This is a genomic window from Dyadobacter frigoris, from assembly GCF_005280585.1.
Taxonomy (GTDB): domain Bacteria; phylum Bacteroidota; class Bacteroidia; order Cytophagales; family Spirosomataceae; genus Dyadobacter; species Dyadobacter frigoris.
Map to the genome: position 1 here is coordinate 86,429 of NZ_SZVO01000019.1, position 23,380 is coordinate 109,808.

At 40.3% G+C, this 23,380-nt stretch carries 12 protein-coding genes; 3 read left to right on the top strand and 9 right to left on the bottom strand.

Features of this window, described 5'->3' with window-relative positions; genetic code table 11:
• Positions 1–12 precede the first annotated feature (12 nt).
• From FDK13_RS29670 to FDK13_RS29695, 6 genes are all read right to left on the bottom strand, one after another.
• Entirely contained in the window at positions 13–3,429 is a 3,417-nt protein-coding gene (locus tag FDK13_RS29670) for a SusC/RagA family TonB-linked outer membrane protein (protein WP_137343651.1), read from the bottom strand.
• Positions 3,430–3,692: 263 nt separating this feature from the next.
• Entirely contained in the window at positions 3,693–4,775 is a 1,083-nt protein-coding gene (locus FDK13_RS29675; RefSeq protein WP_137343652.1) for a FecR family protein, read from the bottom strand.
• Positions 4,776–4,957: 182 nt separating this feature from the next.
• Positions 4,958–5,569: an RNA polymerase sigma factor gene (locus FDK13_RS29680; RefSeq protein ID WP_137343653.1), complete on the bottom strand. Its 612-nt coding sequence runs from the start codon at positions 5,567–5,569 to the stop codon at positions 4,958–4,960.
• Positions 5,570–5,745: 176 nt separating this feature from the next.
• Positions 5,746–7,740 (bottom strand): plastocyanin/azurin family copper-binding protein, encoded by a 1,995-nt coding sequence (locus FDK13_RS29685; RefSeq protein WP_137343654.1) that lies wholly within the window; start codon positions 7,738–7,740, stop codon positions 5,746–5,748.
• A gap of 44 nt (positions 7,741–7,784) precedes the next feature.
• Positions 7,785–9,509, bottom strand: coding sequence for a 3-keto-alpha-glucoside-1,2-lyase-like domain-containing protein (locus FDK13_RS29690; protein ID WP_137343655.1), 1,725 nt, complete (start codon positions 9,507–9,509; stop codon positions 7,785–7,787).
• Positions 9,510–9,801: 292 nt separating this feature from the next.
• Positions 9,802–11,124 carry a sugar porter family MFS transporter gene (locus FDK13_RS29695; RefSeq protein ID WP_137343656.1) on the bottom strand — a complete coding sequence of 441 codons (1,323 nt, stop codon included), beginning with the start codon at positions 11,122–11,124 and terminating at the stop codon, positions 9,802–9,804.
• 709 nt (positions 11,125–11,833) lie between these two features.
• Here FDK13_RS29695 and FDK13_RS29700 point away from each other — a divergent pair.
• Together FDK13_RS29700 and FDK13_RS29705 are read left to right on the top strand one after the other, a co-directional pair.
• Positions 11,834–12,742, top strand: coding sequence for a LysR substrate-binding domain-containing protein (locus FDK13_RS29700; protein ID WP_137343657.1), 909 nt, complete (start codon positions 11,834–11,836; stop codon positions 12,740–12,742).
• A gap of 67 nt (positions 12,743–12,809) precedes the next feature.
• Positions 12,810–14,000, top strand: a complete 1,191-nt coding sequence (locus FDK13_RS29705) for a threonine synthase (RefSeq protein ID WP_137343658.1) — start codon at positions 12,810–12,812, stop codon at positions 13,998–14,000.
• 116 nt (positions 14,001–14,116) lie between these two features.
• On the opposite strand, the gene FDK13_RS29710 is transcribed toward FDK13_RS29705, so the two are convergent.
• From FDK13_RS29710 to polA, 3 genes are all read right to left on the bottom strand, one after another.
• The gene (locus FDK13_RS29710) at positions 14,117–15,697 is read right to left on the bottom strand and encodes a SusD/RagB family nutrient-binding outer membrane lipoprotein (protein ID WP_137343659.1); all 1,581 of its coding nucleotides are present in this window, start codon (positions 15,695–15,697) and stop codon (positions 14,117–14,119) included.
• 23 nt (positions 15,698–15,720) lie between these two features.
• Complete coding sequence (locus FDK13_RS29715; RefSeq protein ID WP_229216272.1) at positions 15,721–19,074, bottom strand: SusC/RagA family TonB-linked outer membrane protein; 3,354 nt, start codon at positions 19,072–19,074, stop codon at positions 15,721–15,723.
• 617 nt (positions 19,075–19,691) lie between these two features.
• Positions 19,692–22,571, bottom strand: a complete 2,880-nt coding sequence (gene polA / locus FDK13_RS29720; protein ID WP_137343660.1) for a DNA polymerase I — start codon at positions 22,569–22,571, stop codon at positions 19,692–19,694.
• A gap of 160 nt (positions 22,572–22,731) precedes the next feature.
• Here polA and FDK13_RS36460 point away from each other — a divergent pair, with 160 nt between their 5' ends.
• Entirely contained in the window at positions 22,732–23,280 is a 549-nt protein-coding gene (locus FDK13_RS36460) for a hypothetical protein (protein WP_137343661.1), read from the top strand.
• Positions 23,281–23,380: the final 100 nt, after the last annotated feature.

A 23,380-nucleotide genomic window follows, 5' to 3' on the forward strand; every position in this document is an offset into this window, starting at 1 on the left:
CTTTTAAAAAAGTTATAGCTTGATGTTCAGGTTTAATCCGTAGCTTCTTGTTGTAGGAAGCGTGTGGGTTTCAATTCCCTGAAGATTATCAGATGAAGAAACTTGCGCCTCAGGATCAAGGTTATCAATATATTTCTTGATCAGCCAGACGTTGTTTACCATTGCCGAAATTGTCAATCCTTTGATAAACGATTTCTTAACATAACGGGAAAGATCATATCCGACAGAAAGTGTTCTCCATCTCACAAAGCTTCCATTGTACATAAAAGGCGTTGCAATGTTTGTACTGCGGTAAGCGGTGTAGAATTGTTCCGCTTCAACTTTCGTCGTATTAGGCGAGCCATCAGCATTTACACCATCAAATAAAACACCGCCATCACGACCAACCAGGGAAGGTTTTGACAATCCTTCACGTAAAAAGTTAAGGTTGGAGTTCGACATGATTTTGTATCCAGCCTTGAAATCAACCTGTGTTGTAATACGGAAGCCTTTCACATTGAATGTGTTAAGCCATGCGCCAACCCATTTTGGAATAGCACTTCCAAAGGTTGTCAGGTTACCTTGCTGAGGCAAACCACCAGCGGTCAGAATTCGTCCCTGTGCATCACGTTTGTAGTCAAATCCTCTTAGAGATGCCAGCGGTTTCCCAACTTCGTGAGAAACAATTCCAAAAAATTCACCCGTCCCAACGTCAAAACGTGGCTGGCCTTGTGCCAATTCGATTACCTTACTGATGTTATAACTTGCGTTAAAACTGGTTTCCCAGATCAGATTTTCTGTTTTAACCGGCACGATGGTCAGCAAAAACTCAATCCCTTTATTTTGAAGTTTACCAATATTTACTTTGGTACCTGAGAATCCGGAAGCATTTGAAACGTCAACATTCAGGATTTCATCCACAGTGTTTTTACGGTATACCGACATGTCAAGATTTAATCTGCTGTCAAAAGTTTTGAATTCAAGACCCATTTCGAATTCTTTTACTTTCAGCGGACGAAGATTTGCATTCGGGCTCACGTTGCTGGAAATACTTCCCAAAGCCACGCCGTTGAACGAGTTCGCATTCAAGGCATAGTATAAGTTGTTCGAATAAGGATCTGTATCACCGCCCACTTCCGCATAAGCCGCACGAAGTTTACCATAATTCAACCACGAAGGAAGCTGATTAAATGCCTGGCTGAAAACAAAACTCGCACTAACCGAAGGGTATAAATAACTGTTAGATTGAGGATTCAATGTTGAGAACCAGTCATTTCTTCCTGTTACGTTAACATAAAGAAAGTTTTTGAACGAGAATTCCGCCGCTCCATAAAGTGAGTTAACTTTCTTCTTGCTGTAATTGTAGTTTGGACTTTTGATTTGTCCGTTTCCAATTGTGTACAAATCACGGATATAAAAGTTGGTAACTGCTGTTGAAATATTGTCGCTCACCTGAAGAAGCTGGTTTCCACCTAATGTTACATCAATTCCGAAATCACCGAAAGTATGATTTCCACCAATCAAAAAGTCCATATTTCTTTCCCGGAAAGTAGAAACATCCTGATAGTAGTATCCGTTAAATCCTGTTGTTACAGCACCAATAGAACGCGTTCCTGTTGGTCGGTCATAATTGTATGGTCTTGTGTAATAATCTTGTCCGATACGGGCCTGGGCATATAACCACTTTGTGAACTCATAGCGCACGGAAGTATTTCCAAAAATCCGGTCGCGTCTTACATTTTCGAAGCGATCATAGGCAACCCAGTATGGATTATTTCTATTGGTGAAACGGGAAAGTGGTGCTTCATTGCCATTGGCATCTTTCCGTTGTTTAAGCCATGGAACCGCAATACTGGTTGCCAAGGTGTAAATAGTAGTGTTGGCATTCATATCCTGAAGCCCGATTTGCGGAGGATTATGATTGTATTCGTTTGAATAATTGGCGTTTAATTGAACTGAAAGTTTTGGCGTGAATTTATAATTCAAACCCAGGTTAAATATTTTTTTATGGTAGTCAGAATTTGGGACAATTGCGTTAGCGTCCGTATTGGCGAAAGATAAACGGAAATTTCCCTTTTCATTGCCTCCTGAAAGTGCCACAGAATTGGTAAAACTTGTTCCGGTACGGTAAAAATCCTTGATGCGGTTTTTGTTTGCTACATAAGGCTGCATGGAACCGTCAAATTGAGGCGTCGCTTTGCCATCCATTTTTTCTCCAAAAGAAAATACGCCTGAGCTTTGTGCTTCAGCAGTAGTGGTTGGTCTTTTTCCAAATTCTCCCTGACCGTAGTCATATTGAAAATTTGTGTAATCCAAAGCCTCCTGTGCCTGGAAATTTGAATTGACTTCTACACCGATACCCGTGCTTTTTGTACCTGTTTTTGTTGTTATGATAATCGCACCATCCTTCGCACGAAATCCATAAAGCGCAGCGGCCGCTGCACCTTTCAATACAGTCATCGATTCAATATCATCCTGATTGATACTTTGCAAACCATCACCTGCATCCGAAGACCCACCTGTTGGGTTACCCGTACCATTTCCGGCTGATCCACCCGCGGATACACTTGTGTTGTTAATCGGTACACCGTTAACAATAATCAAAGGTGAGTTGTTTCCACCAAAAGAAGACTGGCCGCGAATACGGATTTTGGTAGATCCACCGGGTCCACTCGCTGGCGGTGAAACGTTCAAACCGGCAACTTTTCCCTGCAAACTGTTACCCAGGTTGGTCGTGCGGTTTGTTTGCAATTCTTCTGTATTTACAGTGGCTGTGGAGTAACCCAGTTTTTTTGCATCACGTTTGATACCCAAAGCCGTTACCACAACCATTTCCAGATTTCTAACATCCGGTACCATAGAAACGTCCACATTTGAGCGGTTGCCCACGGTAACTTCCTGCGGCGTATATCCAACATAGGAAAAAATCAAAACCGCATTATCATCCGGTATGCTTAGCTGATACGTTCCTTCTGTGTTTGTTGCCGTACCGTTTTTGGACGATTTCACGACCACACTTACACCCGGCAGAGGTTCTCCTTTTTCGTCAATTACTTTTCCGCTAATGTTTCTGTCAATCGACGAAGGAGTTGTCGAAGACGCTTCATTATTGAAACTGCTGGGTGGGTTCGCGCCTTTAACCAGAATTACCTGTTTTCCATCCAGCTTATATCCAAGGTTCATCGGGCGTAAAAGCTCGTCCAGAACATCAGATAGAGGTTTTTCAACCGCTTTCAGAGTCACTTTTTTTTGCGTATTTATTACTGCGGAACTGTAAGTAAAACGTATTTGCGTTAATTTATTAAGTTTGTTCAGGACACTTTTCATATCCTGGTTATTTACTTCAATGGTTACTTTCTGATTGAGTATTTCCTGAGCGTCAACCACCGTAGCGGAGGCGATACTAGAGAAGATATAGGCCAACATTAATTGGTAAAATGATATTTTCATAACACTACATATTAGCCGAATCGATTGTCGGTTTTTTTTCATAGTTTTGATTGTTTTGTTCTGGATTCGTGAAAAATTTGGACAAAAAGTTCCCCTCACATCTTTTATCGGATGATGCCTGCAAGCGTGGGGACGCGTAGAGTCAGTGATGGCGCAATCATCGCTGGCTCTTTAAATATATTGGAGGTTCATTTATTTCATAGGCACTCTCAATTGTTTGGATTAGTTACTGGTACCAGGTTATTGTGATTTATTAATTTCGTTTAGTGGCTGCAACCTTTGCTGTTTAATATGATTTGACCATCAACAACTTCATAAGTCGCTCCGATTGCCTGACAAATAGCATTCATCCTTTGTTTAAGATTTTCTTCTTTGAAAATGGTACTGATAGGGCATTTTGAAAGACTTTCCTCGTCAAATAAAATAGCAATGCCGTACATTTTTTCCAATGTCCGCAATACCTCTGCTACCGGCTGATCATCGAAAATTAATTCCTGGCTTTGTGCAGATTCCGAAAGCAAATCTGGGTTTTCTACTATACCTTTTTCCAGCCGGTTTTCTTTTTTATTAAAAACAACCTGCTGATTGGGATGAAGAATCACGCCGGAAACTTCATGGTCATCTTCATCGGCTAAGGTTTCATACTCTTTTTTTGGATAAACAGACACCTTCCCGGTCTTTACAAAAACCATTACTGTGTTTGCTCCCTCAGGTGCTTTTATACGAAAACTTGTTCCTAAAACTTTGGTAACTGTCTCGTTGGCAAAAACCAGAAAAGGTTTTGTAGGATTTTTTGTGACGTCAAAAAAGGCTTCTCCTGTCAGAAACACTTTCCGTGTGTCGCCTGAAAATTTATTAGGAAATCTCAAAGTGCTGCCTTTTTTCAAAGTAGCCACACTTCCGTCACTGAGCAGGACAGTCATTTCCTTATCAGTAATATTTCTTTTAACAAGCATCGAAGCGTAAGAAGCCACTTCTGTTTTTTCGGCTAAATGATTCCGGTTATAAAAATATCCAAGTCCTGAAATCAATGTAATTATTGCAGCGATCCGCCAGAAAGGATTATTTAAAAAGGAAAGTCGGTTTTTGTTTTTGCTGAATTCTGCTATTTCAACCATTGCGTTGATTTCGGCCTGAATACTTTCCTCACTTAAATCGTCTTTGTATCTTTCATGAACACTCAGAAGCAATTCTGTTGCCTGGTTAACCGCATTATGACGATCCGGGTTTTGTATCAGCCAGTTTTCCCAGAAAAGGATTATCTCGCCGGAGGGATCAAGAATCCATTGCCGAAATTTTTCATCGGTAGCGAATTCTTCAACAGAATAATTACGATAATTGATCATAAAATTTTAGCATTAGGAATTATTGTCAGGTTTGGGAGTTGTGTGAATAGTGCAAATGAAAATTTACATTTCACAATTCTTTTGATGCTTTTAGTATGTATGTCTGATTTTTGGTCATGGATAACCAAAAAAATCAAAATATTTTTTGAAATAATACTATAAAGTTTGTGAGAGGTTGAAAATCAGCAGAATGCGATGATAATAAGTCCCCAGAAAAATTCTGCGGGCATCCAGATATCCTTGATTTCCTTGATGGTACGGTATAAAAGATTGGCCACACTTTGGCGGCCCAGGCTCATGATCTGAGCGATATCTTCATTTTCCAGATTTTGATAAAAGCGCAGATAAATGATTTCCTGCTGTCTTTTCGTAAGGTGAGAAACGATTTGGTTTAACCGTTTGATCTGATGTTTCAGATGTTCATTTTCAATGATGAGCGACTCAATGGAAAGATCGGCTTCATCAGCATCAAAAGATAATTCTTTCGGTTCTTTAAAGCGTTTTAAACGAACACTTTCTTTAATCAGTTTGTGGCGTAAGGCTTTTAACAGATATGATTTGACAAATGCGGTTTCAGATAAAAACGACCGGCGTTCCCAGAGTTCCAGATATAATTCCTGAATGCAGTCACGAATAAATTCAGGGTCGGAAGAGAACTTTGTAGCATAATTGTATAACGCACGGTAGTGAACCTGTGCCAGTTCACCAAAAGCGGCCGCGTCACCCGACTTGAATTTTAGCCACAGGTTTGCATTTAGATCTGAGTTGCCGGATATGTTTATATCATTATTCAAATTAAAGTCTGATAAGTAATGTTTAAATAAATCAGCAAATTGTCATATTGAAAAAATGGTACTTCTTTATCTTCTTTTGTTTTTCATTTACTTTAAAATAGATCGAAATATTGGGGCAGGGGGGTAATCAAAATAATTTCCCTGCCGTTTGACCGGTCAGGGAGATTAGGAAATGTTTACTTAACGACTTTCAATTTTCCCTGCATCAGCATGTAATGTCCCGGGAAAGTGCACAGGTATTGATAAACACCAATTTGCTTCGGTGCTACGAAATAAATGGATTCTGTTTTTTCCGGTTCAACAATATTCGTATGGAAGAGTACGTCATTTGTTTTTGGAACGTAATTCATTTCTGTTCCTTTCAAACCAAGATTTAATCCCAGTTCACCAACCGTATTGGCTGTACCTGGTTTTACAACCACCAGATTGTGCAGCATATCATCATTGTTGTTCAAATTAAGTCTGATCTTGCTTCCCGCTTTTACCTGAATTTCAGAAATATCGAATTTCAATCCTGGAACCGTTCCGATATTAATTACCTGATCAGGGCCATTTGTCCAGGATGCAGGCATTTCAGTAACACGTTTGGCAGAATTGGTTTCAGTACCTTTTGAGTCGGAAGCCGTCATTGCACCCATATCATGTGACATAGTAGGTTTTGAACTTGCTGTGTACTGAGAACTTGTCAAAGCGGCACCACCTGCAATTTCATTTAAAGTATAATAGCCGATGTTGTGTAAAAGCGAGAGTCCGTCTGTTGACTGGACACCTTCTGCTTTTAATTCGTGAATATATCCTTTTCTTAAAGCAGCTGGATCAAGCACAATACGTGCGCGAAGTCCGTCTTCTGATACTGCTATTCCTTTGATAGCCAACTCATTTGTATTGATGATCGGGCTGCCGTAAATATGGTGGTATTTGTAAGTGAAGCTGCTCAGTTTGTAAGATTCAGATTTAGAAGCCGTTGCTTTGTCAACCGGAGAAGTGAAAGTTACTTCAAAACCATCCGGCATTGAACGTATGTTTTTCATCTCGAAAGGTGTTTGACCCGTCCAAACCAAACGCTGAATACCAAAATCTGCTTTCCCGGTTGCTGACCAGCCACGACTTGTTTGGCCAACAAACATAGAACCATCCAAGCCCCAAACCATACGGATAATACCGGATTCAAAACCTTCACGGAAAGGGAAACATGCGCCTTGATAAACGCCATTTACTTTTTCCATATCCACACGCATCACCTTGCTATGGCCCTGATCACCAACAAATACTTGTCCGGCAAAAGGTCCGAAAGCTCCGCCTGTGGTATCTTCTTTAAAATCAGATGTTGAAATTCCCATCAAAGTATGCGGAAACCATACGGCTGGTGGCTTGATACCAGGGACACGTTTGGCGGCATCATAAAGTGGTTCTCCTGTGTCCGGAATATCTTCGGGTTTCAATTTTACGGGTGAACCCGGTTCGCTGCTCCATCTTAAACCAGCAACGTTTCCTGCAAAATCACCTTTTTCCAAATGCGTCATACGACCTGAACCAACCCAGTCTCCCTGGTTTTCAGTATAAAAAATATCACCTTTATAAGAACCAAATCCGGCAGGGGAACGAAGACCCGTTGCATAAGGAGTCAGTGAGCCATCTTGTCCAAGTTTCAGCATCCATCCTCTCCATTTGGATTGACTTGCACCACGTCCGATCCAGTCCAGGTTAAGCGTTACCAGCATTTCTCCGTTTGGCATTGGAATAGGTCCATAAGAATACTGGTGATAATTTCCCGACAATGGCCAGCGTGCAAAGGAATCATAAACATCCGCAACGCCATCGTTATCTGTATCAACCAATCGGGTTACTTCTCCGCGCTGTGAAAGCAAAATATCTTTTCCCCGGTAAAATAATCCCAAGGGCTCATGTAATCCGGAAGCAAAACGGTGAAAAGTTGGTTGTCCGTCGCCTTTCATATAAGGATTTGAAATCATCCATACTTCTCCGCGGCGTGTTGAGGCGGCCAGTCTGCCATCAGGCAAAACGGCCAGTCCGCCTACTTCCATCTGGATATTTTGTGGAATCGGCATTGTTATGATCCGATAATAATCATCTTCGGTTTTTGCTTTGCTCTGCGCCTGTGCAGCAAGACAGCCAAGAGAAAGCAGTGTTGTTAAAACTATATTTTTCATTTACTACGATATAAAATTTTTAGACAAAAAGATAAAAAGAGAAACTACCAGAACATGGAGTAACTGCTTGCATTAGAAACCGGCAGCAGTAATTCCTGTCCGTCGCCGGAAGTTCTCAAAATCACTTTTGCCTTTTTATCAATTTGTATATAACAACGGTTATCGATCTGATACAGACCTTTTTCAATCATCTGAATTTCTTTTCCGCTGGCAAGCAAAGAATATAACGAACCGGCTGGCGTACCTTTTACATCATACGTAACAGTAAGCGCATCATTGGTTGCCGTGATGTGATCGCCCACTGTAGCAGATGCAATAGCATAACGGATTGCGGGATATCCCTGTGCATCAAGTGTATAACCAAGATAATTCACATTGGCGGAATCAGGCCAGGCTGCTTTTTCATTTTCAAGAATGGCAAGATTGCTTTTTCCTGAAACAGGAACTTTCAAACCGGCTGGTTCAAGTAATTGCGGTTCGCCGCGTTCGTACCACATTTCGGTAACATTGGCAAATTGTCCTCTCCATGCTTGTAATATAGCACCGCGGTTAAGATCCATTGTGTAGCTCCATCCGGTAGGACTTCCCACAGAAATGCAATGGGTACGTTTGTATTTTTCGCCATCCAAAAGAATAAAAGAACGAACCATTTCAGGACGTAAATCAGGATTTACACCGATGTATGGTTTTGGCTCAGGCTCAGGCAGTGAAGAAAGTACATGCAGGTCATAAGTACGAATTCCTGCTTTTTGAACTCTCAGACCCAAAGCTGGTTGGCGCCATGGGAAACGTGAATAATGAATTTTGAATTTATGCGTGCCTTTGGTAAGATTCACTGAACCTGAATGCGATTCCTGAGAAGTGCTTTCTCCGGCAGTTACGATCGCTTTTCCGTCGATGTCAAGTGTAAAAACATTACCGGAATAAATCGATGTAAAAACATAATCGCCATCTTCTTCGGCCAGCATTTCACCTTCATAGATCAGGTGAAATTCGCGCATTCCGTTTGTTACTTCCTGAGTCAGACTGCTTGTTTTATCTTCCTTTTCGAGTTTCGAATAAGTAAGAGCGTCCCATTTGTCAGAATACAATTTATAACTCAGATTATGTAAAGTCAATGGCTTACGGTCATTCAAAAGCTGGTAGCCGATATTACGAAAGGCAATGGTGCCTTTTGTAACTTCCAAACCCACCGACTGAGCATCGCTAATCGATTTTGACAAGGGCAGATAGACGCTTTCCAAAACAATAACGTCGTTCAGTTTCAGGGAATTTAAACGGGCAGAATTTTTTACCGTTGCCACAGAAGCATCATAAGCAAGTTCTATGGTTTGCCATAAACCTGGTGCTTTTGAAGCATTTTGAATCGGAAATTGTCCGATATAACCACTGGTAAGTGCACTGGTTTCCAGTTGCTTATTGTCGGCAAGACGAACGCGTTGTCCGCCGGGAAGAATTATATTTCCTTCTGCTCCCGGAGAAAGCATAAATTCCGCATAAAAACGCAGATCCTTTGCTTTCACTTTTGTAGTAATGGCTGCACCGGCCGTGCCGACCAGCGTACCTTCACCATTTTGGGTTTTGGCAGCTTCGGTTTTTACCGGATGCATTGAAATATTTCCTTTGACGGACCAGTTTGAGCCGGTATTCTCGAAAGAAGATAAGTCTTTTAACGTAATGGGCGAATAATTTCCCTTTCCTGTTTGGGCTGTAACCGCGAGGGGAAAAGCAAGGAGGAAAAGACAGAGTTTTTGAATGGTTGAACGCATTTTAAATATTAAGTGTAATGTTCACATTTAAAAAGCGAAGTACGGGTTTTTTTCTACTATTATATTATGATTTATTATAAATTTTTTTAAACTGAATATTCTTAAAAACAAAATGGGCAGATTGATATTTTCAATCTGCCCATCTTAAAATGATATTAATATTTATTCTTGTTTTCACATACCGAGTTCCGGCATTTTTATTTTTATCCTTCCTGGTTTTCTAAAATCAAAAGGTTAATCGAATTCAAAATTAAATTTCCGCAGACGTTATGCTGTCTTTGGAAATTTAATTTCAGTGCATAATAAATGTTTTATCAACATGTTCAAGTGAAGTCCCTTTGGTTTCAGGCATAATGCGCCAGACAAATATCAGTTGCAAAACCATCATGAAAGCGAAGAACGAAAAAGTAATTCCGCCTCCGAGATATTCTGCGATGATCGGGAAAGAAAATGCGACAACGGCTGCCATAAACCAATGTGTAAAACTGCCTAATGCCTGACCATTCGCCCTGACTTCGTTTGGAAATATTTCAGAAATGAAAACCCAGATAACGGCTCCTTGTGAGAATGCAAAAAATGCAATGTATACAAAGAGGAAAATTGGAACGCCGGTAAAATCCTGAATGAAAAAGGCACGGGCAACCATACTTAGTGTGATAATCAATCCAACAGAACCAATCAGCATTAAGGTACGTCTACCGAAACGGTCGATGAAATTGATAGCCAATAAGGTAAAGGCAAAATTGACAAATCCGATTCCGGCAGAAGATAAAAACGCTGACTTGGTACCAAGTCCGGTCATTTCAAAAATCCTTGGACTGTAATAGATAATGGCATTAATTCCGGAAACCTGGTTGAAAACCGCAAATGTAATAGCAAGCCCGACGGGTGATTTATATTTCGCAGAAAATAATCTGGCTTTTGGCTCATTTTGAATATTTTTTGTTGCGGTTAAAATATCAGCGAGCGTTTCTTCACTGGTTTCTTTATCTATAAGTTTGAGAATTTGTAGTGCTTCATCTATTTTACCTTTTTTCATAATCAGCCAGCGTGGACTTTCCGGAACAGATAAAACGGTAAAAAGGAAAATGATGGAAGGAATTGCTTGGACGCCTAACATCCAACGCCACGCATTATCGCCCAGGTCCTGCATGAAATAATTTGAAAAATAGGCGATAAGAATTCCGAAAACGACATTGAACTGGAACAATCCAACCATTTTTCCACGGGATTTTGCAGGAGAAATTTCGGAAATATACATTGGCGCTGCAACCGAGGAAGCTCCAACACCCAGACCGCCAAGAAAACGGAAAATCAGAAATAAATACCAATCGTTAACCAAAGCTGAACCGAGAGAGGAAACAAGATACAAAACAGCGATCCAGACCAAAGTTTGTTTTCTTCCCAGGCGATCAGCCGGAATTCCACCTAACATGGCGCCTATAACGGTTCCAATCAGGGCAATGGAAACTGTAAAACCGTGTTCAACAGCTGTGAGCTGCCATAGAATTTGAATCGCTTTTTCTGCTCCTGAAATTACGGCTGTGTCAAAGCCAAAAAGAAAACCTCCAAGCGCAACGACAATCGACCAGATCAATACTTTACTGTTTTTCATTCGTAGTTTAAGTTTTTTGTCAAATTACGAATAAAATTGACTTGGAAAAGTAAAATTTAACCTTGTCAAAATTCAGAGATTAGGTTGTAAGCTATTTGATACAAGATTTTATTTGAAATAACAGTTGCAATCACAAACTGCCGGATCCTGATTGTTGCGAAAAGTATAATTGATTAGAGAAGAATCAGCGGGAGCAGTATAATTAAAAGTCAATTCCTGACCGTCTTTTGATAATTTACCGCTAACAAAAATTGGCAAATTTGTTTCTGATTTTCCTGATCGTGTATAATAAGTGTAAGAACCGGCGACTGAAAAAGAAGTGTTTTTGGTGAGGTTGAATTTTTGAATTGTAACATATTCGCAACATCTTCCAGTATGGACAAATTCTTCTCCTTTTGTTTCAAAAGTAGCACAGGTACCGTTTTGAGTCCAAAAGACAGGAAATACAAAATCAGATTTGCAGGAAATAGTAATGAATAGGTAGAGAAAAAGGCTTGTAAAAATTTTTATGGACGTTGAGGGTGCTTTAAGAATTGAATAAAAGCAATGGGAGAAATAACAATGAAAGATACAAATTTTCATGTTTTTATTGTGATAATATATTATTGAAATGACACAGAAACCGGATATTACGTTGTAATCCTTTTACATTTTTACTTCTTTGATCAGCTTAAAACAATACCTTTGAAAAACTGATTTTGAAAAACAAATGATCTCTTTCCGGCATGAAGTTTTTTTTGAGGTTGCTATTCATCTGAGCTTTACAAAGGCAAGTCAGGTGCTGAATCTTAGTCAGCCTGCAATCAGTCGCCATATCAAATCATTGGAGGAACTATATAAAACCAGCTTGTTTGAGCGGGTTGGAAATGCTATTAAACTGACTTTGCCCGGTAATTTATTACTTGATCATTTAAGGCAGGCAAAAGAAGTACAAATCCGTTTGTCGTACGCACTGAGTACCCATCAGGACGAATATAATGCTAAAGGAGAATTGCGTTTAGGAGCCAGTACCACCGTTGCTTTGTACATCATTCCTGAAATTTTATCAGCTTTTCGCCAAAAATATCCCAATGTCAGGATCACACTTTTGAACCGGAATTCTGAAAATGTTTTGAAAGCTTTGGGGAATAATGAAATTGATCTGGGTATTATTGAAGGGCAGACCAAAACAACTTCTGTGAGTTACCGGTACTTTCTTTCGGATGAAGTAATTGCCGTTTGTTCACCAAAAAGCGAACTCTGGTTTCGGGAATCTATTACTTTGGAAGAATTGAAAAATTATCCTGTTGCACTAAGAGAGCGAGGTTCCGGAACGCTGGATTCGGTAAAAGCGGCTTTGGCAGAAGTGGGAATGAAAATTACGGATCTCAAAAATAATATATCACTGGGCGGAACTGAGGCTCTGAAAAACTTTTTACTGGTTGATAATTGCCTTGGGTTTTTACCGTTGCGATCTGTTCAAAAAGAATTAATGTCCGGCACTTTGAAGCAGGTTTTGATTGAAGGACTGCATGTTCAGCGGCAATTTTATTTTATACAGCGACATGGTTCTGAAAGCGATCCGTTCGGTCAGGCTTTCGTACGTTTTGCTTTGCATGGTCATAACAATACGTTATAGCGTATATTAAAATAGCATTGGTTTTGCTATAATTGAAACTATACTTTTGATAAAAAAAATCAAAAGCATGGAAAATACGATGACGCTAACTTCGCATGTAACACACCTGGAATGTGCAATAAGTAAAAAGAAATTTGATAACCGACAGGTACAGACTTTCTGCTCCAATGAGGCCGAAGGCTGGAAGGCTCCCCTGTTTGCCAAATACGATTTTTTAAATTATGTTGATAAAGAAGTTCTTTTAGACAGAGAAGCTTCTTTATGGCGATATTTTGAATTCCTGCCTGTTCTGGATCCTGCAAATATTGTAACGCTGGGCGAGGGTATGACGCCGCTTTTGCATCTGGAAAATCTTGCCAAAGAATTCGGGATCAACAAATTACTTTTAAAAGACGAATCCCTAAATCCTACCGGATCTTTCAAAGCACGCGGCCAGGCTGTTGCCGTTTCGAAAATGAAAGAATTGGGAATCAAACAATGTATTGTACCAACCGCGGGAAATGCTGGTGGAGCTTTGGCTGCTTACGGAGCAAAAGCAAACATTGAAGTTACAGTTGTGATGCCGCGATTGACTCCTGAAATCTTCAAACAGGAATGCCGTTATTTCGGTGCTGAACTTATTCTTGTCGATGGTTTGATTAACGATTGCGGGAAACTGGTTGCAGAAATGAAAGCCGAAAATGGCTATTTTGATGTTTCTACAATGAAAGAGCCTTACCGTTTGGAAGGAAAGAAAACGATGGGTTTTGAAATTGCAGAACAAATGAACTGGGAGTTACCGGATGTCATTTTCTATCCAACTGGTGGTGGAACGGGATTGATCGGTCTTTGGAAAGCGTTTGAAGAAATGAAACAAGCGGGCTGGATCACCGGGAAATTTCCAAGACTGGTTGCGGTTCAGACAGAAAACTGTCAGCCTATTGTGTGGTCTTATGAAGGCAAACATAAAAATGCTTCTGCTTACCAGGCTAAACCTTCCATGGCAAACGGCTTGGCCGTTCCGTCTCCTTTCGCAGAAAGACAAATTTTGGAAATCCTTAAAGAATCCAATGGGTTTGCCATTTCGGTAAGTGAGCAGGAATTACTGGATGGTGTTAAAACTTTGTCAAAAAGAGAAGGATTATTTGTAGCACCCGAAGGAGGCGCGTTAATTCCGGCTATGAAAAAGGCACTTGAAAACAAATGGGTCAGCCGTGATGAAACGATTTTACTATTAAACACAGGAAGCGGCTACAAATACGCCGAAAACCTGCTATAACATTCCTATTTCTAAAACCTGTCTTTGAAAAGCAAAAGCGGCCCAGAATATTTCTGCGCCGCTTTTGCTTTATTAGCCTGAGAGTAAATAATCACAATAACTCTCAACTGAAATAACTATTTCAAAATCCACATTACCCCATTAATATCATCATTACCAGCAAACTGACTTGTTAATGCTGCTTTGTAATTAACGGTATTGGCAGTTCTTTCGGTCGCAATGTATTGGAAGCGTTTTGCGATACGCTCGCTATTTCCTGTTCCTGGTCCGGTTGTAAAATTAGGAACGCCTGTACGACGATAAGTGAAATAAGATTCCAAACCGGAATGGCGGAATAAAGCCAGATAACGCTGGTTCAATATTTCAGTCAAACCCGCAGAACCTGCTGCATACTTCACAGTCGATTGAGCATAATAAGTATCGAAAGGCGTGTTGACCGGATAGCTGTTGTAAACCGCCGTACTTCCAGGACTTCCGGAACTAATGAAATATGCAGAAAAAGATCCCGACGCAGGAATGCCATAAGCAGCCCAGGAAGCCAGGATTCCCGCTTTGTAATAATCCTCGGCAGTTCCTGATGCGCCTTTAGTTGCCCAACCTCTGTTGATTGCTTCGGCAATGTTGAAACACATTTCAGGATATCCGATCTGAACACTTGGTTCACCGGTATAAGTCTCGTAATAATGCTTGCGGTTGATAAGAGAATACTCACCAGCGTTTGCTTTTACATACATAATACCCAAATCTTCACCCGGATCAGCACCAAGAAATGCATTGAAACTTGTAGGACTTGTACCGGCAGAAACCTTCGCAGAAGCAGGTTCGGTTGTAACAAAAACCCGTGGATCCATCAATTTTGTCAGCAAGCCAACGTAGGTTGCCGATGAGTTTTCGCGCAATGCGTTAAAACCAAAAGAACCAGGATTTTCAGGATATTTATTCGTTGGGTTGATGTAAGTATATTGAAGATTATCATCCGTACTTGTCATCAAAGGATATTTTGTCGGATTTCCTAAAATGGTTGCGAACTGAGTTTTGATATTCAAATCCGTATCACTTTCTTTTTTGCTTAAATGTACCAAAAGTCTAAGACGGTAGGCATTGACCGTTTTCTGCCATTTGGCTACACTATTACCGAAGTAAATATCACCAGCCAAACGGCTGTCAGACTGCGCAACCAAAGTTCCGAGCTGCGTATTTGCTTCGTCAAGCCATTTCAAACTTTGGACAAAAACGGTTTTTTGAGAATCATAAACAGGATTCAGGTTTGTACCTCCCAAAAGTGCTTCCGTCATAGGGATATCTCCCATCTGAAGGCTCATTTGTGTGAAAAAATAAGCTCTGAAAAATTTCCCCAACGCAGCATAAGGATTGATGTCCGTTGTATAAAGTTTCGCCGCTTCTTCTTCCATTTTGATCACGTTTTTCAAAGTGGAATACTTATCCTTGCCTTCTCCAAATACGTATTGGTTATTCCCATAATAATCATAATTGATCAGGAAATATTGGTCCCATTTCTCATAATCATCAGCCGGAGCATCGTATAAATCATTCAGGATACCTGTCAGAAGTAAAGAAGGCGGAACAGTTGTAGGTTTGTTGGAGTTTAGGTTGAGTTCGTCAAAATTCCCTTCACAACCTGCCAGCAGGATCAGTGCCACCAGGGGCAATAATCGTTGAAGTGCTAATTTTTTCATTTTTTTAAAGTCTATGATGTTAATTAAAATAACATGTTCAGATTGAAACCATATCTGCGTGTAGTTGGTGACTGCAAACTTGTTCCCGTTTGAGAATAGTTGTACTGGTCAAGATCAACATCTTTGAAGCGTTTATCTTTGTAGAAATAAAGCAGATTACGTCCAACCAAAGAAACAGTTACTTTTTTGATAAATGAGTTACCAAGCACTTTTCCAGGAATGGTATATCCGAAAGTTACTTCGCGAAGTTTGGCATAAGTTTTACTCATCAGGTTAGCTTCTGTAACGCCGTAATAAGAACTTACCCACGATTGTACGGATTTGACACTGGTATTAGGCGAGAACTGTAATTCGCTGTAATTTAATATTTTACCAGTTTGAGAGTCAATATTGATTGCTTGTCCGTTGGCGACAACAACGCCATCCCCAACATAACTACCTTTATAATTAGGATCTCCCGCATGTTGATCGTCCAAATCACGCGCAACACCCAGAGCACCAGAAGCAGTTTCAATATTTCTGCCTCCACGCATTGTTTTATTATGCATGTAATCGGATGTTTTTCCACCAACACGGCCGTCAAACTGGAAACCAAGTGAGAAGCTTTTGTAGACAAACTTGTTATAAACACTCCATGCAAATTTTGCATTCAGGTAACCAAGGAACTGTTGTACCGAGTTTGCCAAAGGAGATCCGGAGCTGTTGTAAATTACTTTACCATCATCTGTTTTCAGGAAAGCGCTTTCATAGAATTTATCAACGCGATCTCCTTTGTGGAAATATGTTTTGTAAACAGATTGTCCTTCCGGAAGTTCATTATATACTTCTTTGAAAGAACTGTAATTGACAAGAATGTCCCAGCTGAAATCACCTGTTTTGATAGGCGTTCCTGTAAGCGAAACTTCGTAACCGGTTTTCTTGGTTTTTAATGCATTCAGGTAATAATAGCTATATCCCGTTGCAGAAGAAATAGGGTTTTGCAAAATCTTCGGACCATCAAGATATTGGAAAGCAGTAAGGCTTAGTCCTAAACGATTTTGTAAAAACTTGGCATCGATACCACCTTCAAAATTTACACGGTTGAATGTTTTAATCCCCGGATCGTAAATATTGCTGGTGTAATATGCCGCAGTCTGGCTGTTGTAAGGCTTGGCAGTAGAGTAAACCGAAGACAAAGAAAAATCCGGCCCGCCATATGGTGACTGATAATTACTTCCGTAACCTAACGGATAATCAAACAATGAATTTCCGGTAGGACTTGCGCCAAGAGCGGTTATGGAATTGAAAGGCGCAACACCAACATTTGGATCCGTAGCATCTCCGTGAATTGCAGCAAAAGATCCTCTTACTTTAAGGAAAGAAATAATTTCCGGAAGTTTGATATAATCAGAAATTGGAGAAGCAACAGAAACACTTGGGTAAAAATAACTGTTTTTGCCGCTTGGCAAAGCAGAAGATTTGTCAACACGGCCTGTAAGTGCAAGTGTAGCATATTTACCAAAAGATGCATCCATAGAAGCATATCCGCTATAAACTCTCATTTTGGAATCGAAACTGCTTGCCTGAATTGCATTCAGCGAATTACTGAAACTGTAAACACCCGGAACACTCAGATAATCGGTTGAGGTAAAGCTTGAATTATAAGTGAACAATCTCGCATTTCCACCCACAAAACCGGTAAGATTGAAAAACTTACCAATGTTATAGTTGTAGTTAAATTGTGCGTCCGTATTGTTTTCAAACAAGTTTCTGCGGTCTTCACGATAATCACCTTTGTTTTGGTCACGTCCGTAAGGGTGAGCAGAATAAGGCATTTTTTCTGTCCGGAGTAAATTGTATGTTGTTACCTGGGTGCGGGCATTAACGTTAAGGTGTTCGTTGATTTTGAAATTCCCCGAAACATATCCGAAAATATCAGTTTTGTAATGACCTCTTGTCCATTCTTTAACCTGGAACCAAGGATTGTGATAACGTTGATATTCAGCAAAAACAGACTGTGTTCCCACTTTTCCTTCCTGCCAGATTCCTTTAATATCCGGAGATTCAACATCCCAGTCAGCACCTGTCCAAACGGCAACGTTGTATATCAAACTGTTAGGGCCGTAATCAACATCCGGAAAGTTTGGAGAATATTGACGGTTCAGGTTTAAGTTAGCATCAATTTTCAAACGTGTAGTTGGGTTAAAAGACCCGAACATATTAAAGTTCGTGATATTAACCGCATTGTTTGGGATAATGCTTTTCTGTGTAGAATGCGAAGCTGAAAAACGCAGGCTGTAATTATCACCGCTTGTACTCAAAGAGATATTATTTGTGCTTTGGAAACCTGTTTGTAAAAAACGTTGCAGGTTATTCTTTCCACGGGCTACATAAGGCGTAGGCGTGACGTGGCCTTTCCATTGGTAACCACCAGGAAATGTTGTTACAAATTCCGAGTTAGGGTCATATTTTCCATCGTATTGGGGTATTAACTGTCCACGGAATTTCGGCCCCCAAACATCATAATCATTGTCATTAAGTCCGCCGCCTTTTCCGTCACCGAATGCATAAAGCTGATTTTCACCACCGCCGTATTCATCCTGAGTTCTTGGGAAAGCAAGAAAACCTTTGTCGATAGCATTCGTTGAATTGAACTCAACATTCCATCCTTTTTTCTTGTTACCTTTTTTAGTTGTGATCAAAATAGCTCCGTATTGTGCACGGCTACCATAAAGTGCCGCAGCAGTAGGACCTTTCAAAACAGTATAAGTTTCGATGTCATCCGGGCTCACGTTCCAGGTGTCTGAGCTAATTGGCACACCATCAACAACATAAAGGCTGATTTCGTTACCTCTCAAAATAACGGTTGGCTTTCTTAGCATTTCGGCAGAAGCTCCAACAGACAAGCCAGCCACTTTCCCGATAAGACCTGTGATCGGGTTCTGGTCACGAGCCATGGTAAGGTCTTCCCCTTTTACTTCCTGTACCGCGTAGCCCAGCTTCCTTGTTTCTTTTTTGATACCAAGGGCAGTGACAACAACTTCCGATAATTCACGGGTGTCTGTCGCTAAATCGATATCCATTACCGACTTATTACCAACCGCTGTTTCCTGTTTCAGGAAACCGATCGCTGAAAACATAAGTGTGCTGCCACCATCGGCAACACTGATCTTGAAATGCCCGTTTTCGTCTGTATTGGTTCCGGTTGTAGTACCCTTCAATACAATGGAAGCTCCGGGAATAGGCTGGCCGTCGGAAACTGATTTTACAGTTCCCTCAACAGTACGCACCTGAGCGAACAAATCCGGGACAAAACACAGCTGGATCATAAGCAAAGCAACCAGGACCTGCCTCCAGGGCAAGAGCATCCTGTTTCGCAATCGTAAAGATCGTTTCATAAAGTGGAATTGTTAAAAAGTGAAAAATTTTGGGTAAAAGATTTTAGGACATAAAAAAGACTTGAAAGGGCCTGAATTATGAAAGCGTAAACTTACTTGTATAGTATTACTTAATTATTAATGAATTATTAACAAACCAAAATACGGGTAATATTTAGATAATCAAATTATTATTTCGTTATTTTTTAATTGCAAAGAATTAATAATGAGTATTATATGGAAAGGTGTATTAAGTAGATAATTTAAAATCATAAGCTGAGAAATCAAATCCCAGTGCTAACTTATGTTTACAAATTTTCAATAATTTATAAAAGCATAAAAATTTCGGGAAATTCTATAACGCAACTTTATTTGTAACTAAATGGTGATTTAATTTTCAATTTAATGAAGCCGGAAATTCATGGCGAAACCTATATTCCGTAATTGAAAAAGAAAGTATAAATTGAAATGCGTGGAAGCGTAATAGCTGACGGGAATATTGGCAGATAATTGCTTTGCAACAGAAGCTATATACTGGTGCAGGCTTAAACCTGATAAATATTTGTCACAAAAAAGCCTGGTTTGTACTGTAAATACAAATCAGGCCTTTTATTTTTATTATAATTTTGAAGCTTAAATTAATGTGCCTCCAGCCAGTTGGCTCCGATACCAATACCTGTTTCCATTTTAACCTTTAATGGAATAGCGGTACGCATAAGTTCGTCTACCTTTTCTTTCAGGAAATCAACTTCATCACGATGCACATCAAAAACAAGTTCATCATGGACTTGTAAGATCATACGGGATCTTAGCTTTTCGTTTTTGATAAAATCGTGAATGTTAATCATCGCGACTTTTATCATATCTGCCGCAGAACCTTGTATGGGTGCATTAATCGCATTTCGCTCAGCAAAGCCGCGGTTCGTTTGGTTGCGGGAATTGATATCCGGCAGATATCTTCTTCTTCCTAAAATGGTTTGTACATAATGAAGATCACGCGCGTCAAGAACCACGCGGTCCATGTATTGCTTTACAGCCGGGAATTCTTCAAAATAAGATTTTATAATTTCAGAAGCTTCACCACGAGGTATTGCAAGCCTTTGTCCAAGACCAAAGGCAGAAATACCATAAATGATACCGAAGTTGACCATTTTCGCTTTGCGCCGCATATCAGAAGTCACATCCGCCAGGTCAACTTTGAATACTTTACTAGCCGTTGTAGCATGAATATCCCTGCCTTGGTTAAAGGCTTCGATCATACTGGTATCTTCACTGAACGCTGCCATTATACGCAATTCAATCTGTGAATAATCCGCTGATAAAATCTGAAAATCATCATTATCCGGAATGAATGCCTTGCGGATTTCCCGTCCTCTCGGCGTGCGGATTGGAATGTTTTGAAGATTGGGATTTGTTGAACTTAATCGCCCCGTTGCCGCAACTGCCTGATTATATGAGGTATGAATTCTTCCGGTACGTGGACTTACCAGCGTTGGCAATGCATCCACGTAGGTCGATTTCAACTTTTGAAGCTCGCGGTAATCCAGAATTTTTCGTGCAATTTCAAACTGCCCTTCCAGCTCCGAAAGTATTTCTTCGCCGGTAGCATATTGTCCGGTTTTGGTTTTCTTTGGTTTGTCAATCAGTTTCATTTTATCAAACAAAACCTCACCCAATTGTTTGGGAGAACCAATGTTGAACGACTGACCTGCAATTTCAAAAATTTCAGATTCCGTTTTACGTAAATCACCTTCCAATACCAATGACATATCAGCCAAAGCACCAATGTCAAGTCTTACACCTTTATTTTCCATCGCAGCCAAAACCTGAACCAAAGGCATTTCTACATTTTGGAATAACTTTTCAGCATTGTATTTAGGAAGCTCTTTAACAAAAATATTATTAAGCTGTAAAGTGATGTCAGCGTCTTCTCCTGCATACTGCGTTGCTTCGGGAATAGAAACGTCACGCATATTTCCCTGTTTCACACCTTTTTTTCCTATTAAAGATGTAATGGAGACCGGCTCATAATTCAGGTAAGTTTCCGCCAGAATATCCATTCCATGACGTTTGTCCGGTTCCAGCAGATAATGTGCAAGCATAGTATCCTGCAACTTTCCTTTTACTTCAATATTATAATTTTTCAATACCAGAATATCATACTTTACATTCTGACCAATTTTCTCAATATTTTCATTTTCAAAAACTTCCCTGAAATATTCCACGATTTCCTGCGCAATCACTTTATCGGCTGGAACCGGCACGTAGAAAGCCTCGCCCGGAAGATAGGCAAAAGATAATCCCACCAGTTCAGCATCAATTGTTTCCAGTGCCGTTGTTTCAGTATCAAAACAAAAAGCAGATTGAAGGCTCAGATAATGTGCCAGACTTTTTAAAGTTTCAGGTGTGTCAACTGTATGATATCTGTGGAAAGTATTGTCAATCGTCTTTTTTGCAAGAAGTGGAATATCAGATTCTTCTCCTTCAAAATTACCAGATGAGGAAGCTTCAAAATTTGTAATATCGGTTGTTTGCTGTGTTATAACGGTTTCTGCAACAGCATTTCCAAACAAATCATACTGACCTTTTTTGTCAACAACTTTTGTCTGCGGAGCCGGAGCGGAGGCCATCGCGCTATCATTCCCTAAAATCCGCTGACGAAGTGTTTTAAATTCCAGTTCATCAAATAATGCATTGACTTTATCGCGATTTGCTCCGCAAATAGTGAGGTCTTCTGCATCAAAAGGCACAGGAACTTGTATGTCGATCGTAGCCAGTCTTTTGCTCAAAAGTGCCTGTGCGCCATGTTTACGTACTTTTTCACCCAATTTTCCTTTTATTTCATCCGCATGAACAAGAAGATTTTCTATCGTATCATATTCAGCAATAAGCTTTTGTGCTGTCTTTTCTCCTACGCCCGGAATACCCGGAATATTATCAACTGCATCACCCATCAACCCAAGCATATCAATAACCTGGTCAATACGTTTGATTTGCCAGCGTTCCAATATTTCATTGATGCCAAGTTTTTCCGCGCCTTTGCCCATGAACGCAGGCTTATATATATGTACATGTTCCTCTACAAGCTGGCCAAAATCCTTGTCGGGCGTCATCATGAAAACTTCGAAATTTGCTTTGGAAGCTTCCTTTGCGATGGTGCCAATAATATCGTCGGCTTCAAAACCATCCAGAATCAAAATTGGAATACACATGGCATCCAATAATTTCTTTACATAAGGAATGGCTATACTGATATCCTCTGGCTGTGCTTCGCGCTGCGCTTTGTAAGCAGGATATTCAATATGCCGGAAAGTGGGTGCAGAAGTATCAAAAGCTACACCGATGTGCGTTGGTTTTTCCTTTTGCAAAACTTCCAGCAAGGTATTTGTAAAACCAAATACCGCACTGGTATTCAGCCCTTTTGAAGTAATTCTGGGCGCTTTGATAAAGGCAAAATGAGCACGGTAAATCAACGCCATGGCGTCGAGCAAAAATAGCTTCTGGGTGGGTTTCTCCATAAGATTCTTTTATAAACGAAAATCAAAGATAATGTAACGCAGACTATTTTGTCACTTCCTGACGTAAATGCGGGTCAAATTTTGCTTATGATTCTGCAAATTGGCATCTTCGCCTTATTTTTTAGGCAAGACTTATCAGTAATTAGAGAAAATGGAAGCAATGAAAAAACAATTTACGTTAGCAGTTTTGTGTTTTGGTTTGATAATGATGCAGGCTTGTAAAGGACCGGAAGGCCCAGCTGGGCCAGCGGGCGTGGGAACAACAGGTGCTACCGGAGCAACTGGCGCGGCAGGAGCGGCAGGAACAGCCAATGTATTTTATTCAAGCTGGGCAGCTGCCGGCGCATGGACTGGAATAAATTTTAACAGTGTTCAACGTTCTTATATTGATATTCCGGTTGCGCGTATCACACAGGATGTTCTCGATAAAGGTGTTGTACTAGTTTATGCAAAACTGAACCTGGGAGATACCCAGATCCGCCAGCTTCCGGTAACTGTTAAATCAGGTTTTACAGAGGAATTGATCGATTTTTCGCTGGCATTGAACACATTAAGAATTTGGTCAACTCCCTTTGATGGAAATGCACAGCCATCAGCAACGTATCAATTTCGTTATGTGGTAATCCCTGGCGGACAAGCGATTCGTATGATGAATTATGAAAACCTGTCTTATGAAGATGCTGTGAAATTGTTTAATATCCAGGATTGAAACCTGATTTTAAATAAGCAGAAGATTAGCTGAAAATATAAAAGCTGCCGTTCGTATCACGTGGACCGGCAGCTTTCTTTTTTGTTTTTAACCCCAAATT

Coding starts and splice junctions, on each gene's coding strand:
- FDK13_RS29715 (WP_229216272.1), bottom strand. CDS start 19,074: ATGAAACGATCTTTACGATTGCGAAACAGGATGCTCTTGCCCTGGAGG.
- FDK13_RS29670 (WP_137343651.1), bottom strand. CDS start 3,429: ATGAAAATATCATTTTACCAATTAATGTTGGCCTATATCTTCTCTAGT.
- FDK13_RS36460 (WP_137343661.1), top strand. CDS start 22,732: ATGAAAAAACAATTTACGTTAGCAGTTTTGTGTTTTGGTTTGATAATG.
- FDK13_RS29690 (WP_137343655.1), bottom strand. CDS start 9,509: ATGCGTTCAACCATTCAAAAACTCTGTCTTTTCCTCCTTGCTTTTCCC.
- FDK13_RS29675 (WP_137343652.1), bottom strand. CDS start 4,775: ATGATCAATTATCGTAATTATTCTGTTGAAGAATTCGCTACCGATGAA.
- FDK13_RS29710 (WP_137343659.1), bottom strand. CDS start 15,697: ATGAAAAAATTAGCACTTCAACGATTATTGCCCCTGGTGGCACTGATC.
- polA (WP_137343660.1), bottom strand. CDS start 22,571: ATGGAGAAACCCACCCAGAAGCTATTTTTGCTCGACGCCATGGCGTTG.
- FDK13_RS29695 (WP_137343656.1), bottom strand. CDS start 11,124: ATGAAAAACAGTAAAGTATTGATCTGGTCGATTGTCGTTGCGCTTGGA.
- FDK13_RS29685 (WP_137343654.1), bottom strand. CDS start 7,740: ATGAAAAATATAGTTTTAACAACACTGCTTTCTCTTGGCTGTCTTGCT.
- FDK13_RS29700 (WP_137343657.1), top strand. CDS start 11,834: ATGATCTCTTTCCGGCATGAAGTTTTTTTTGAGGTTGCTATTCATCTG.
- FDK13_RS29705 (WP_137343658.1), top strand. CDS start 12,810: ATGGAAAATACGATGACGCTAACTTCGCATGTAACACACCTGGAATGT.